Genomic DNA, 14,630 nt, shown 5'->3' with positions numbered 1-14,630 from the left:
CTGGTTCAACAAAACAGCACAACCATCGATCAATAGAAACTCACCGGAAGATAGAAATCGAGTTTGAACACTTCATCACTATTCAAAAAATGATTCTGATGATAATGCACATAGGCTGGTGTTGAACGCTGCTTGAAACCTGATGTAGGTAACCATTTTTCTAATACCATACTGATCTGTGGTAGCAATTCTCCATAACGGCCATTGAGTCGAAACACAGCATGCAAACCGCCGGGAATCACCATCTGATTAACTACGCTACGGTACTTAATAGGTTCACTGATCGCGATACACGCCACATAGCGACACTGATCCATCTCGACCCAAGCAGGGTTTGAATGGTGCAAACCAAACTGGGTCGAAAAATCACGTTGCTCAGAGTTCGCCCACGCTTTCAATATCAACCACGCATTGCGAATAGAACGGTTATAGCCAGTGTGTCGAACATAGGCTGCCATGCGTTCAGGTGTTTCCACTATTTTGGGTTCGGGTAGTAACCGCTGTGCGACGTTTTGATAACCAGCCGCCACTTCAGGATCTTTCAAATAAGGCTTTTCGGCGATCTGCAAATCGTGCTTGCGCCACTCACCCGGAGACATATTAAAGGTCGCTTTGAACGCTCGGCTAAACGAAGACACCGAACTGAAACCACATTTATTGGCTATCTCAACCACCGACGATCTGGTATCGAACATCAACTGATTAGCGGCATACTCCATTCGGGTACGTCGAATGTATTGATGTAACGACTCCCCCACCACACTTTTGAAGGTGCGATGAAAGTGTTGCTCTGAGTAGGCAGCTATCTCAGACAACTCTTTAGCAGACAACGGCTGACTGATGTCTTGATGAATATGGAACAGAACATCATTGATTCGAGATATATGTTGACGTGACATCGTTTAAATAGCATAAATGGACATGTTTAAGAGCATAAATGGACACGCTAGTTTTTACAATTGCCGTGTAATATCAAGCGATAGAATAAAAACGAAAAACGACGAGACACAACACATGGAAATCGCACAGTCATTACAACAAATTCAATCTTCATATATTCGAGAGATCCTCGCTGCAGCAAGCGATCCAAACGTCATCTCGTTAGCAGGTGGTCTGCCGGATGAGAAAACATTCCCAATCGATTTAATGAAGCCAACGCTAGAAAACCTAGCGAACATGCCTGAAGTTTTCCAATACGGCTCGACTGCCGGTTACGGCCCGTTGCTTGACCACCTAACACAAAGCTACCAATTGCCAGAGTCACACACGGCAATGATTTGTACTGGCTCTCAGCAAGGTTTGGATTTGATTGCGCGTGCGTATGTTGACCCGGGTGATGTGGTTGTGATGGAAGCGCCAAGCTACTTAGGTGCGATGCAGGTGTTTGGCCTAGTTCAAGCAAACATTACGACCGTGTCTCAAACTGAATTTGGCCCGAACCTAGACGAACTGGAAACGTGCTTTGCACAGCAATCACCGAAGATGTTCTATGCCGTGCCTGATTTCCACAACCCAACAGGTGTGTGCTGGGCAACAGAAACTCGTCAAAAAGTGGCTGAGCTGTGTATCAAATACAACGTGGCATTCATTGAAGATGCGCCTTACCGCGAGCTACGCTTTACAGGCACTGAACTGCCAATGGTTTCTTCGTTCTGCCCTGACAACTCTATCGTTCTTCGTTCATTTTCTAAGATTGCATCGCCAGGTCTACGTATTGGCGCGGTAACAGGCAAACGCAGCTACCTTGAGCCACTGATCAAAGTGAAGCAAGGCGCTGACTTACACTCAAGTGTACCGATGCAAGCGCTGCTTGTTGGTCTTCTAAAACATGAAGATTTCAACCTGCACATGGAAAACATTCGCACCCTTTACAAGTCTCGTTATGAAGTGTTGTTTTCAGAGCTAGAGAAACAGCTGCCTGCAGATTGCGTGTTAAAAGCCGTAGATGGCGGGATGTTCATTTGGGTTGAGATCCCAGAGTGTGACACCTTCGAACTGGCTAAAACTCTACTATCGAATGGCGTGGCGGTTGTACCAAGCCCAGTATTTTATCCAAAAGCCGATGAAGCCAAAGCCGCACTGCGCTTAAACTTCACCAACGCCAACCCTGAAGAATTGACTGAAGCGGTAAAACGCTTAGCAGAAGTACTTAACCAAGCGTAATCGCTGACAGTACTGGCCGCTTTGGTGATTGCCTGATCGGCTTATTAACGAGAAAGCTGTCACCAGTCAGCATTAAAGGCCAATGTCATTCTCAACAAGAGAATCACATTGGCCTTAATTTTAGGTCTCCATAAAGCACAGAAAGGACATCAGTTTGCCGCATTGTATAATCGAACACTCATCCACTATTGATGGTCAGCAACTCAACCAAAAAGTGTTTCTCGGCGCGATGGAGTCTCAGTTGTTCTCACCAACAGGAGAAGACATCAAAGTACGCAGCCTTGCCTATCAGCATTACCAAACCGGTGAAGTAAAAGAAGACTTCGTGCATGTCTCTGTGCGTATTTTGTCTGGGCGTAACGAAAGCGTTAAAGCGATGCTCTCCAAGTCCATTTTGGACCAATTACTTACTCTTCCACTATCCAATGCTTCACTGACCGTAGAGATCATCGATATAGAGACAAGCAGCTATTCAAAAGCCTTAGTTTAAGGACAAGTTACAAACGTACAGCCCCTCACAAATAGGGGATTTTCAAAACATTCGTTAGCAGCATGGAGCAATGAAATGGAATTGGTGATTGGTAACAACCCAGAATTGATAACGAAAGCACAGTCCATTCGTCATCAAGTATTCGTTGTTGAACAAGGTATCCCACAGGTATTAGATCTTGATGAGTTAGACCCAGTATCACATCATGCACTCATCACCGATGAAGATAATTTAGTCGCGACGGCACGCTTGCACATTGATGAATCAGGACACTCAACCATGGCGCGAGTTGCTGTTCTGCAGCCTTATCGAGGATCTGGTATCGCGTCTAAAATTGTTCGCGCACTTCTAAAACACGCCTCTGAACATGGTGCCAAAGTCATTGAAATCCACGCCCATCAATACCTAAAGGGTTACTATGAAAAGTTTGGCTTTGAGTTCATTCGTGAAGTAGAAATCGTCGGAGAACACCAACTCATTGAGATGAGATACTACATAAGTGCTTAGCCGAATATTCAATAGGCAACAAAACACCACTGCTTATTTGAGCTAACATTCCTTATCAAATAACGGCCTTTTCACCACACCTAAAGCCACACCAAAAATGATGTTATATAGCCCTACGTTTGGTTGGTTTTTGTCCCGCACCGCCTTGGTTATACTGCGCCTGATTTTAATAAGCCAACAAGACAGAACTAAGTTGAAATACTCAGTTCTGATCAAAACAGGCAACCGCTCTGGATTTACGTTCCAGCTCGCAGAAAGGAAAAACCATGTCTCAATATGTTGTATGTGCTCTGTATAAATTCGTAGCACTTGATGATTACCAAGAAATTCGCCAGCCACTAACCGACGTGTTAGAAGCCAACCAAATCCGCGGTACTTTGTTACTTGCGAGTGAAGGTATCAACGGCACCGTTGCAGGTAAACGCGAATCGATCGACGCCCTTCTTCAATGGTTCAAACAAGATTCTCGCTTGGCGGATGTTGTTTACAAAGAGTCGTTCAACGAAGAACAACCATTCAACCGAACCAAGGTTAAGCTTAAGAAAGAGATCGTAACCATGGGTGTTGAGGGCATCGACCCACGCCACGTTGTCGGCACTTACGTGAAACCAAACGAATGGAACGCATTGATCTCTGATCCTGATGTGATTCTGGTTGATACTCGTAACGACTACGAAGTGGACATCGGCACATTCAAAAATGCCGTAAACCCAAACACAGAAACCTTCCGTGAATTTCCTCAGTACGTTGAAGACAACCTTGATCCTAAGAAGCACAAGAAAGTCGCGATGTTCTGTACTGGCGGTATTCGTTGTGAAAAATCAACAGCCTACATGAAAGAGCAAGGCTTTGATGAGGTTTACCACCTTGAAGGCGGCATTCTTAAGTACCTAGAAGAAGTACCTGAAGAAGAGAGCATGTGGGAAGGCGACTGCTACGTATTTGATGGTCGTGTTGCAGTAAACCACCAGCTAGAAAAGAGCGGTTACGACGTGTGTAACGCGTGTCGTCTGCCTATCACAGACGAAGACAAAGCCTCTGAGCACTTCGAAAAAGGCGTAAGCTGCCCTAAGTGTGTTGATAAGCACAGCGACGAACAGAAAGCCCGTTTCCGCGAGCGTGAAAAGCAAGTTCAACTGTCGAATGCTCGTGGCGAAACCCACGTAGGCGGCGAAGCTGCTCACCTTATCGAGCAACGCAAAAAAGAAAAGCTTGCACACAAAGAGCAGCAACGCTCTGGTAAGAAAGCGAAGTAAACTCTCTGCTTTAAACTCTTTGAATTCTATACATATAACTATAAATAGTTAGCTATATACATACAAAAGGGCGCAAGTTCGAGGATAATCCCACGAGTTTGTGCCCTTTTTTGATCGCTTTACGGCTTTGTGTTTTGAACCACATTTCTTTCGATAAATTGCTTCTATACTGTTAATAATCCGACTAGAGAGGAAGTGCCAATGCTCAATGAAAACCATGCCTTTATCTTAGATTTCCCAGATCTTAAATTAGACATTGTTCAGCTCAACCACGACGACGAAAAATTCAAAGCAGACATGCAGAAGTACCACCAACTCGACTACGACATCCGTCAGCTAGAAATCTCTGGCAGCCCTATCGATGACGACAGCATGCACAACCTCAAAGTAGAACGCATGGAGCTAAAAGACTCGCTACACAAACAGCTCACACGCCATCACGCGCTTAAGATCGTATAACAACTCATATGCTAGTGTGGCTAACTTAGCCACACTACTCTCCTTCTCAAAGGGTTCTTTGTTTGAAATCGAAACTACCTGCTACCCAACTAGATTATTCGCTGAAAAATCTAAGTAAGTACTAAATTGAAGCCCATCATCTTGAGTTTCAAAACTCCAACCCATTCGCTCACAGATTCGTTGCACAATCACTAAACCACAACCATAGCCTGCATTGTAAGTATCATTGCCATCATGACGGTTAGTGATCACTAATTGAGAACCTATCACCACAATTCCAACATCGCCAACACTGTAACTAAACGCATTTTTAATTAAGTTATTCAATACAATAGTAATAAAACTCTCTGGTGCATATACCGTGGTAGTCTCTTTTACGTCCAGGTCATAACTCGCACCCTGCTTGGCAAATAAAGGCGCCATTTCAAGCAGCTGATTCTGAACTTCGACTTCCAGGTCATAGTGACCGAAATGGTGCTCATCGATACTCTCTTTACCAAGCAGCAAAAACATTTCAGTCAGCACTCGCATCTGTTCACTCGCTTCTTGCAGGCGATTAATCGCTTTTAACGCAACAGGAGGTTGATTGGGTACCTTAGTTAGCAGATCAGCCGACCCTTTTATCACCATAATAGGAGTTCGTAGCTCATGAGAGGCAAATCGATTGAACTCCTCTTCCCGCTGAAAAAATCCTGAAATGTGATTCTTTGAATCTAAAAGTGTTTGCTCAATATGTCGTGTTTCAGCGTAAGACGTCTCGACTTCAAAACTTGGCTGCTCAGGGTGCATTTGCCCTATTTTCTTTTCTATCTGATTGAGTGGCCTCGACAGCGAGCGTACAACATAGATCCCATACAAAACCATGAAGATTGAGGTTAAGCCACCGAGTATGAGGGTGTAGTTGTGGAGGCTCCATTCATACTCGTCGAGGTAGTCGTCGGCGTCATCTTGAAACAAGATATACATCAGCCCTTTACCTGACGGGTGTTCGAATACGTAAAAATGTTTATCTTCCGTACCTAACAGATGTTCATAGAAACCGGGCTCTTTGTATCGAGCTAACCAATTGGGCAATTCTCTTTCACTCCAATAGGTTGAAAACTCATTTTTATTCGGCAACAACGCTTCTTCGCCAAGCAACTGATATTCTGACGTATAACGATTAGCTTCAGTGTCTAGCCAGTGGTGCAGGCTGATCACTTCCATCTGGTTTTCAGCGATATAAATAACTGTCCAGAAAAGGCCAAACATGACCAAAGTCATCAAACCAAAGCTGCGACGGATTTTTCGGTAAATGCTCGGGTAATCGGTGTGGCTTAAACCGTTATGCTTTGAGTCGGTAACCTTGTCCATGAATAGTCTCTAATCGTGAGTGTTCAAACCCTTTATCAAGCGCGTTACGCAGGCCATAGATATGACTTCGAAGTGCATCACTGCTTGGCGATTCATCACCCCAAACAGAATCAATCACTTCAATTCTTGAAACAATTGATGGCGCATGACGCATAAGGACTTTTAGTATTCTTAACTGGATTCGACTCAACTTAATAAGCCTCCCTTCTCGGTAAACCTCGTCGGTCTGCGAATTGAGAGTAATATCAGCAAAACTCAGCTTTCCGATATCTTGGCGTGGTCCTCGGCTTGCCAATGCGTTGAGCCTTAAACTGAGCTCTTGCATGGCGAAAGGCTTAACCAAGTAATCATCTCCGCCCGCTTGAAAAGCCGCAATTTTGTCGTCCAACCTATCTTTAGCGGTTAAAAATAGAATTGGCGTAGGGCTCTGCACCTCTTCTCTTAACTTTCTAACAGCTGAGATGCCGTCTAATTTAGGCATCATGATGTCCATGATAATCACGTCATAATGATTCTCAGACGCCAACTTCAATGCCGCTTCACCATGATAAGCACAATCGATCACCATCCCTTCCAACTCTAGGTAATCGGCAATGGTTTCTGCAACATTGTGGCTGTCATCAACGATCAAAACTTTCATCGATTTATTTCACCTTTCTTCACGAGTGCTTCACGTTTGAGTTTATAAGATACACCCTCAATAAACCAAATAAAGAGTATATAGATGAAAAAGTTAGCGCTGATTTCGGTTGTCGGTTTAATTCTAACTGGCTGTGGCGGTAGTGACAGCAATAGCAATGGAAGCAACGATAACAACACGCAAGCTCCATCAGCAGTTCAAGGTACCATTGACTCTGTTTCTGGCAACACCATTGTTGTGAATGGTTATGGCTATCAAGTAGACAGTGCTACCTACGCGGGTAAAGACGTGGACATTGCGGACCTAGAAAAGAATATGATGGTCTCCATTTCATCTAATGCTCGTAGCACAAATGACGGCGCACAATTAACGCTAGAGCCGACTATCGTAGGCCAAATAACATACATTGCACCTAACAATATCAGTTTTATAGTAAATGGCATCACACTGACTTACTCGGGTCTATCTGAAGAAATAGGCGTTGATGATTGGGTTATGGTTTCATCTTTACCAACCGCTAATGCAGGTTACAAAGTACTTTCTGTTGTTAAGTTTGCCCCTTCAGAGCCATACGAAACAGTTGAAGTTGAAGGGCTAATCACTAACTTGGACGTCAATACACTAACGTTCAAGTTAGGTGGAGCTCTGACTGTCGAATATACAATGGATAGTATTGACAATGACTCGAATGAATCACAGTTAGCTGATGGTCTTTGGGTTGAAGTTACAGGCTCAATGGTTGGCTCTGTATTGCAAGCAAAAGAAGTTGAAGTCGAAGATTTTGATGAGATCGATAATGATACAGAAATTGAAGGCATTATTACTTGGGTAGCCAACGACAAATTATCATTTGATTTAAGCTACAAAGGTCGCTTTGTTGTCAATGACAATACTCGTTACGAAGACGGTAACAAGTCAAATTTAACTGTAGGTACAGAAGTCGAAGTAACAACGAAACAAGCTAACGGCGAAAATGTTGCAACCGAAATTGAATTTGAACACCACGATGACACACAAGATTGGAGTGATAATGACATCGAATTTGAAGGTAGAGTGCACAATGTCAAAGGCCAATCAAATTTTGAAATCCAAACTAAATCCGGCGACCAACTTATATATGTAAATAAGAATACTCGTTATGAAAATGAATGGGGGATGGATGTAGCTCTAGATCTTGACGAGCTATCTGGAAAATTAGTTGAAGTTGAAACCTATAAGATAGATAACCAATACATCGCTAGCGAAATCGAAGCTGAAGACAACGACTAAAGTCATGACATTTAAGAGCCACGTATCTACGTGGCTTTTTCATTTAGTATAAATATCAGCCAGTTATGGTATTATTTTCTTATCCAAAATTCAGGGTAAGGAAATAGAAAAAATGACTATCAAATGCGGAGAACTTGGATTAGAAACCGTCTTAAACTCCGAGTTTGACGAGCTGTTTGTTTGCGTCAAACAAGGTATTTTCGAACACGTCGACAATGTGTTTGGTTGGGATGACGAGTTCCAGCGCAAACGACTTTTAAACGATTACCATCCTTCTTGGTTTCATTGGGTATATCGCGAAAATAAAAGAGTAGGGCTCGTCTGCTTTAAGCCTTATGACAACGCATACCATATTCATCTGCTGATCATTTTCCCTCAATACCAAGGCCGTTCGCTTGGCAAGCAAGTCATGACTCTCATGTACAGGAGAGCCATGGAAGAGCGACGTGAGCAAGTCACTCTGTCGAGTTTTAAAAGTAACACTCGCGCCATTAGCTTTTATCAATCACTTGGCTATCAAGTTGTTGATGATGGTGATACTCACTTTATCTCATTGAAATCTAAAGTTTATAAAATACAGCAAGATATATAACAAAAGTAATTGATAGGTATGTGAATTACAGATACCAAACATTCACCATAGATATCACTCGCATATATAACTCCACCAATTAGATATGTCTCTAGAATAAAAACACCCACTATTTCCACTACATTCCGTTTTGATACATTTCTCACCAATGGCATTCAATTTATAAATAGTCATATTTATCAATGACATTCTCCCAATTGATTCCAGAGTAGTAAATTTTTATCAATAACTTAATAGGAGAACTAACATGAATGGTCAACGTTCACTGTTAGCAGTGGCAATAGCCCTAGGGATAGCAGGATGTGGTAGCGACAGTTCGGATAGCTCTACAACTGATACTGGCGGTTCAACAGCAACTTCAGCGTCTTTAACAGCAAAAGCCGCTGATGGCTATTTGGTAGGAGCCAATGCGTGTTTGGATCTAAACAGCAATAAAGTTTGTGATAAGGATGAGCCAAATGCCGTAACGGGTGACGATGGTTCGTTTACGATTGATAATCTAACTCAAGAACAACTTGAACAAGGTACTCTGTTGATCGAAGTGGTTGCCGGACAAACCATCGATACCGATAATCCAGGAGTCGTTTTAAGCAAGAGCTATCGCCTAACAGCCCCACCAAAATCGGCATTTATTAGCCCATTAACGACTCTGATTCAAAATGAAATAGAGAGTGGTTCTTCGTTAGAAGAAGCTAAAACAGCTATTCAAGAGAAGTTAGGGACAACTCTCGATTTAACGCAAGATTATATCGAAGCCAAAAACAATAACGACTTAGCCGATGCACAAAAAGCGGCTTTTGAAAACCTACACCGCGTTGCTCAAGTTACCGCTTCAGTCATGGCAGAGAACACGGATGCGTTATCAGAAACAGCAGCGGGCGCCGGTATTTCTGTCGAAGCACTCACCGCATTGATTAATGAAGAAGTCACTCGAGTCCTCGAGGAAGTCGTAAAAAATATTGAAGCAGCTGGAGATAACTTCAACCCAAGCGATATTGCTGGCAGTATTAATCGCGATCACATCGCCATTGATGACTCTAATCTCGAAGATAAAATTAAAGAAAATGAGGCAAATAAAGGATCTAAGCAAGCCGACCTCGCGAAGCTTATCAAAACAGACGGTATCAATTGGTTTGGCGGCGATAATGACACTGGCAAAGATTTAGTAGTTGCCTATGGAACATTGAAGTCTGATGCAGATAACTCAGTTACCGATACCAGTTATATTTATGATTACTTTGCTGAGCAATTTGTTGAGTTTGAATATACCCCTGACACAAATAGCATGGTGTTAGGACAAAACGGTTGGGAAGCGAGCGATGATACCTTAACCAGCATTAAGCCGAACAAAGACGGCAGCTTAACTCTAGAATCTAGAAGCTCGATTTTTAATGAAGTTGCTAGCGCTAAGCAATTAGATATCAGTGGGCTCAATGTTCGTTCCATCATGGATCAAACAGATGATGAGAACGTTTGGTCTCACATTATGCCAGTAGGATTAAAATTCCCAGATAACACAACGGCATACAAGTTGTCTGTAGCGGATATCTACGACAATATTTTTACCTTTTACAAGGGTGATTGGTGTGCAGAGTACGATCCAGATCGTTACCAAGAGCTCAATAACTCGTGTAACGGAATAAGTGCTTTCAAGAATGGTGGCATTACAGATACATGGCTTACAACTTTAGCATCGACCATTGCTGACGATGAGTCAGATCGTCATGAAACAGCGTCTAACAATCATGATGATTTAATCCCGATGGCAGGCCTAGAAAATGCTGAGGTATTTGCACAGCTTCTTTCTAACGGAACCGTTGTTTATTATTCAAGAGCGTGGAATTTAGATTCTACATTCTCCAAATTGTCAGAACTCGGTTCGTGGAAAGATATATCAGTAAATGGCGAGGTATTACGTCAAGTTACGATTCCTGAATCTATCCACTCGCAAGCTACATGGTCTAACTACCAAAAAGAAGATAATTCAGCTTACTTGTCTGTAGTCGAAGGCTTTGTACGTATTACCTACAAGGAAGTTGAAGATGCAGGCAGTGAGGCTTATGTTTTTGACGAAGCGACTAAGCAGTTCATTTTGGATAACGCATTAACACCACAACCTTTACACCCTCTCAACCTACAGGCTTGTCTTAACTCGCTACCGGATGCTGAGTTCATTGCTACAGCTAATGACGTCACGGTTTACGATGTACAACGCACGCCTATGTGGGAAGAAGTTCCTGTTACAGAGTACCTCACTTATGAGTTTACCTACTTGGGTGACACTTTCTCTTGGCTGAATGACGTTACGTTAGTCACCGGACTTCCAAGTTGGATTTCTGACTTAGCAGGAAGCCTAGAAAAAACACGTGTCGACATCAAAGATTCTGAAGGTGTTTTAATGGGGTACGAGTATTCATATAGCTCTGAAGATCACTACCTAGGTCAAGAGGGCTTTAACTCTGATGACTCACTAGGTTGGGGGGCGGCTAAAGCAGTATTACCACTGACGATTACTGATAACCAAAAAATCATCAATCAGATGGTAGATTTCGGGACCTCAACCAATGCACCACTCACATCACAATACGACTATTGGTATGACGAGATCAGCGATGAATTCGGTGAAACTGAGTACCCAGGATTAAGAACCGTTTCTGTAGAGACCTCACTAGACGACATTATCAACGCGCAAACTTACTTTCTATCTACCTTCGACTACCAAGAAACCTACTTAGGTAAAGAGGAAATAACAGTACCAGCTGGTACTTTCGCTGCATGTAAAGTAACAAGTGAGACACAGTTCGAAAATGACGGACCTCTTGACACTCAAACTACTTGGCTTACAAACCGAGGATCAATTAAATCCATTCGAGAGGAACAATCTTGGAGCATGTCGATTAATATGGAAGCAGCTAGCTTACCTTCTATTAAATAATCGATAGATAACATGAACAAGCCAATATGAGTTTGGCTTGTTCATTCTTCCATTAGCCTTTATAAGCCAACATCTTCATTCGCAAAGCTTGATAGCCTTTCAAGATCATCACTTCCCTTAATTAAACGCCCTAGCCACTCGGCCCTCACTACTCAATTCATAATGGCCAATATAGGCTGGGATAAATACCGATTGCCCTTTAGTAAGGGTTAAATGCTCACCTTTCTGACTCATTAACGTTAAATCATCGTCTATCGCCATTAATATTTCAGCGCCGCTTGTGATCACTTCTTCTTGATGAGGGCGATGAAATATATTGAAATCAAAATCACTGACCGGGATATGATAGCTATCACATTGACCCAGTTTTGAGGGTGCTAATAATAAGCGTTCGAACGGAATTGGCGTGAATTTTGTGCAGGCGACTAACTCAGCGACATCAATGTGTTTTGGCGTTAAACCGGCTCGGAGCACGTTGTCTGAATTTGCCATGATCTCGAGCCCGGTTCCCTTAATGTAAGCGTGCGGTGTGTTCGCATTCAAATACATCGCTTCACCTGGCTTTAGTGTGATCAAGTTAAGCAGCAGAACACAAAATAGTCCGATATCGTTCGGGTATTGATGGCTAAGCTCAGTAACCAAAGCAAACTCAGCTTGGTCTTGATGAGATGCTGCGTAAGTCAGAAGTTGCTCTAATGCACGGTGTTTACGTTGGTCATTCAACGTTAATAAATCACGGAAAAACGCCTCTAAACCTAGAGAATCAAGGCTGTTGCCAAACTCTTCAACCAAACTGACCAACTCGCTCGAATCCAACTTTCTGAACAACCCTAATATTTCATCAAACTCTCGAAAGCCATTCATCGCTTGATATTCAGTGATCGCGTAAACCAATTCAGGTTTGTGGTTAGAGTCTTTGTAATTACGATGCCCTGCTGTTAGAGGGATTCTTGCTTGCTCTTCTCTTGCAAAGCCAACCTCTGCTTGCTGCTTGTTTGGGTGAACCTGAACAGATAGCGCTTTTTCTGCTGCCAAGATCTTAAACAAGAACGGCAGTTCACCGAACTCCTGCGCAATATCGCTTGATAGATAAGCGGGTTTATTCTTGTTAATCAGCTCAGATAGAGGCACCAAATGTTGGTCAAGCGTGACCATTGAACAGCCCTTCGGATGCGCTCCCATCCAAACTTCCGCTTGCGGCTCTTGTGACTCATTCTTAAAGCCAAACAGCTCACGTATCGAAGAAATGCTCCCCCATGCATAATTTTGGATGGTGTTTTCCATTGGGAAAAATGAGTGTTCTGAGAAGTGGCTGAGTGACATGGCGTTTTCCGTAGTAAGCCCTTTGAACACAATTCAGAGAGCTAATTTCTAATAACGTAAATAATTAGAAAGACTACAGAGCTCGGCTAGAACCCACATGAGATGAGGTCTTAGACGCAATAGGAAAAATTCTTAGAAACAGGTGAGAACGATGAAAAGCGTGAAAAGGGTCACATTTGAGTATCACGTATAGAAAGCGCCGAAAATAAGATAGCGGCTTGTATCGCACTGGTTACAGCAGCGATACAAGCATCTGAATCCAAACACCAGCGACTATCTTATTATCGTGAAGAGCCCTTAAAAACCAGAGCGAGCCTCTGCACTTTTCTGAGGTGATTGAGCTTGTAGGAAAGGCAGTAACAGCAAGCCAATAACGGCCGCACAAGTAGAGATGGTAATGAAGAATCCACTCCAGCCATAAGTTTCTAGAACGAGCGCCAATGGGTAACCAGAAAGTGCTGCTCCCATATAAGCAAACAAGCCAACAAAGCCTGTCGCCGCCCCGGCAGAGTCTTTATGCGAACATTCAGCCGCCGCCATACCAATGAGCATTTGAGGGCCAAAAACAAAAAAGCCAACACAAAACAACCCAGCCGCTTGAAACACAAAGTTGGTTAAAGGCATAAGCCATAAAGCGGATACCGAGAGGAAAATACCAATCGCAAACAAGATGTTCATCGGGCCTCGGTTACCACCAAACAGCCTATCCGATCCCCACCCAGCAACAAGTGAACCAACGAAACCGCCAATCTCAAACAGAGACAAGGCAGCGTTAGCGTTTATCAAACTGTAATCGTGTTCTTCGGTGAGATATAAGTTGCCCCAGTCGTTAACTGCCGTTCTTACGATGTAAACCAACACATAGCTAAAGGCGAGCAACCAAATGTACTTATTGCTGAACACATAGGTTTTCAGGATCTCTCGATAGCTTAACCCTTGCCCATGGCTCTCTTGCGCTAATTCCAGGTGATCATTACGCCACTTTCCTACCGTCGGAAGTCCCATGGTGGTGGGCTTGTCACGTAAGCGCCAGCAGACAATAAGACCGATAAAAACACCAATAACACCTGGCCAGATAAACCCAGATCGCCAACTGAACTGCAGCGTTAGATAACCCACAAGAATAGGGATAAGCGCTCCACCAACGTTGTGCGCTGTATTCCAGATTGCCCAGCGAAAGCCTCTTTCGGAGCGAGAATACCAAGTCGTCAATAACTTGGAACACGATGGCCAGCCCCAACCTTGGAACCATGCATTCAGTACCCATAGCGAGATAAAAGCCACTAACGAACTCGAAAAGCCAAACGCGATGTTTATCAGACCAGTCGCGATTAGGCCAAGCCCCATGAAGTAACGAGGGTTTGACCGATCCGATATCGTGCCTGAGATAAATTTCGATAAGCCATAAGAAAGATAAAAGAGTGTGCCAATTAAGCCGATATCGCCTTTATCCAAACCAAGATCGGTGATCATGGCAGGCGCGGCGTAATTAAAGGTTTTACGAGTGAAGTAAAAACCCGCATAGCCGACATACATACCTATCATGATATGGAGGCGCCAGTAACGATAACTCTGATTGATCTCATCATCTGTTAGAGCATCACTCTTGGACGTTGTTGAGCGCAGAAATCCAAACATATTCG

General features: G+C 43.3%; 13 protein-coding genes. 8 read left to right on the top strand and 5 right to left on the bottom strand.

Going from position 1 to position 14,630, the window contains the following annotated elements:
• Positions 1–29: 29 nt before the first annotated feature.
• Positions 30–899, bottom strand: coding sequence for an AraC family transcriptional regulator (locus MSG35_RS04360; protein ID WP_248383000.1), 870 nt, complete (start codon positions 897–899; stop codon positions 30–32).
• 115 nt (positions 900–1,014) lie between these two features.
• Here MSG35_RS04360 and MSG35_RS04355 point away from each other — a divergent pair, with 115 nt between their 5' ends.
• From MSG35_RS04355 to MSG35_RS04335, 5 genes are all read left to right on the top strand, one after another.
• A complete protein-coding gene (locus MSG35_RS04355) occupies positions 1,015–2,163 on the top strand; it encodes a PLP-dependent aminotransferase family protein (protein ID WP_248382998.1) in 1,149 nt (382 codons plus the stop codon).
• Positions 2,164–2,317: 154 nt separating this feature from the next.
• Positions 2,318–2,653, top strand: a complete 336-nt coding sequence (locus MSG35_RS04350; RefSeq protein ID WP_048610333.1) for a 5-carboxymethyl-2-hydroxymuconate Delta-isomerase — start codon at positions 2,318–2,320, stop codon at positions 2,651–2,653.
• A 75-nt stretch (positions 2,654–2,728) separates the two neighbouring features.
• Positions 2,729–3,160 (top strand): GNAT family N-acetyltransferase, encoded by a 432-nt coding sequence (locus tag MSG35_RS04345; protein ID WP_048610331.1) that lies wholly within the window; start codon positions 2,729–2,731, stop codon positions 3,158–3,160.
• Between the two features lie 266 nt (positions 3,161–3,426).
• Positions 3,427–4,416: a rhodanese-related sulfurtransferase gene (locus tag MSG35_RS04340; RefSeq protein WP_048610330.1), complete on the top strand. Its 990-nt coding sequence runs from the start codon at positions 3,427–3,429 to the stop codon at positions 4,414–4,416.
• 201 nt (positions 4,417–4,617) lie between these two features.
• A complete protein-coding gene (locus MSG35_RS04335) occupies positions 4,618–4,875 on the top strand; it encodes a YdcH family protein (RefSeq protein ID WP_009846137.1) in 258 nt (85 codons plus the stop codon).
• Between the two features lie 81 nt (positions 4,876–4,956).
• On the opposite strand, the gene MSG35_RS04330 is transcribed toward MSG35_RS04335, so the two are convergent.
• Positions 4,957–6,228, bottom strand: a complete 1,272-nt coding sequence (locus tag MSG35_RS04330) for a HAMP domain-containing sensor histidine kinase (RefSeq protein WP_248382996.1) — start codon at positions 6,226–6,228, stop codon at positions 4,957–4,959.
• Entirely contained in the window at positions 6,200–6,868 is a 669-nt protein-coding gene (locus MSG35_RS04325) for a response regulator transcription factor (RefSeq protein ID WP_248382994.1), read from the bottom strand. The genes MSG35_RS04330 and MSG35_RS04325 overlap by 29 nt, the downstream gene beginning before the upstream one ends.
• Before the next feature lie 84 nt (positions 6,869–6,952).
• On the opposite strand from MSG35_RS04325, the gene MSG35_RS04320 reads away from it, so the two are divergent.
• From MSG35_RS04320 to MSG35_RS04310, 3 genes are all read left to right on the top strand, one after another.
• Complete coding sequence (locus MSG35_RS04320; RefSeq protein WP_248382992.1) at positions 6,953–8,137, top strand: DUF5666 domain-containing protein; 1,185 nt, start codon at positions 6,953–6,955, stop codon at positions 8,135–8,137.
• A gap of 112 nt (positions 8,138–8,249) precedes the next feature.
• Entirely contained in the window at positions 8,250–8,729 is a 480-nt protein-coding gene (locus MSG35_RS04315) for a GNAT family N-acetyltransferase (RefSeq protein ID WP_248382991.1), read from the top strand.
• Positions 8,730–8,976: 247 nt separating this feature from the next.
• Entirely contained in the window at positions 8,977–11,664 is a 2,688-nt protein-coding gene (locus MSG35_RS04310; protein ID WP_248382990.1) for a hypothetical protein, read from the top strand.
• A 117-nt stretch (positions 11,665–11,781) separates the two neighbouring features.
• Here MSG35_RS04310 and manA read toward each other — a convergent pair whose 3' ends face one another.
• Entirely contained in the window at positions 11,782–12,987 is a 1,206-nt protein-coding gene (gene manA / locus MSG35_RS04305) for a mannose-6-phosphate isomerase, class I (protein ID WP_248382988.1), read from the bottom strand.
• A gap of 297 nt (positions 12,988–13,284) precedes the next feature.
• The gene (locus MSG35_RS04300) at positions 13,285–14,625 is read right to left on the bottom strand and encodes an MFS transporter (protein WP_248382987.1); all 1,341 of its coding nucleotides are present in this window, start codon (positions 14,623–14,625) and stop codon (positions 13,285–13,287) included.
• Positions 14,626–14,630: the final 5 nt, after the last annotated feature.

It is taken from the genome of Vibrio sp. 1CM23M (assembly GCF_023161755.1).
Lineage (GTDB): Bacteria > Pseudomonadota > Gammaproteobacteria > Enterobacterales > Vibrionaceae > Vibrio > Vibrio coralliirubri.
Note: the sequence above shows the minus strand (reverse complement) of the source record. Positions and strands in the feature narration are given on the sequence as shown.

What these genes read in the sequence shown, in the direction of transcription:
- MSG35_RS04315 (WP_248382991.1), top strand. Translation starts at nt 8,250, where the DNA reads ATGACTATCAAATGCGGAGAACTTGGATTAGAAACCGTCTTAAACTCC.
- MSG35_RS04335 (WP_009846137.1), top strand. Translation starts at nt 4,618, where the DNA reads ATGCTCAATGAAAACCATGCCTTTATCTTAGATTTCCCAGATCTTAAA.
- MSG35_RS04360 (WP_248383000.1), bottom strand. Translation starts at nt 899, where the DNA reads ATGTCACGTCAACATATATCTCGAATCAATGATGTTCTGTTCCATATT.
- MSG35_RS04325 (WP_248382994.1), bottom strand. Translation starts at nt 6,868, where the DNA reads ATGAAAGTTTTGATCGTTGATGACAGCCACAATGTTGCAGAAACCATT.
- MSG35_RS04310 (WP_248382990.1), top strand. Translation starts at nt 8,977, where the DNA reads ATGAATGGTCAACGTTCACTGTTAGCAGTGGCAATAGCCCTAGGGATA.
- MSG35_RS04300 (WP_248382987.1), bottom strand. Translation starts at nt 14,625, where the DNA reads ATGTTTGGATTTCTGCGCTCAACAACGTCCAAGAGTGATGCTCTAACA.
- MSG35_RS04340 (WP_048610330.1), top strand. Translation starts at nt 3,427, where the DNA reads ATGTCTCAATATGTTGTATGTGCTCTGTATAAATTCGTAGCACTTGAT.
- manA (WP_248382988.1), bottom strand. Translation starts at nt 12,987, where the DNA reads ATGTCACTCAGCCACTTCTCAGAACACTCATTTTTCCCAATGGAAAAC.
- MSG35_RS04330 (WP_248382996.1), bottom strand. Translation starts at nt 6,228, where the DNA reads ATGGACAAGGTTACCGACTCAAAGCATAACGGTTTAAGCCACACCGAT.
- MSG35_RS04355 (WP_248382998.1), top strand. Translation starts at nt 1,015, where the DNA reads ATGGAAATCGCACAGTCATTACAACAAATTCAATCTTCATATATTCGA.
- MSG35_RS04345 (WP_048610331.1), top strand. Translation starts at nt 2,729, where the DNA reads ATGGAATTGGTGATTGGTAACAACCCAGAATTGATAACGAAAGCACAG.
- MSG35_RS04320 (WP_248382992.1), top strand. Translation starts at nt 6,953, where the DNA reads ATGAAAAAGTTAGCGCTGATTTCGGTTGTCGGTTTAATTCTAACTGGC.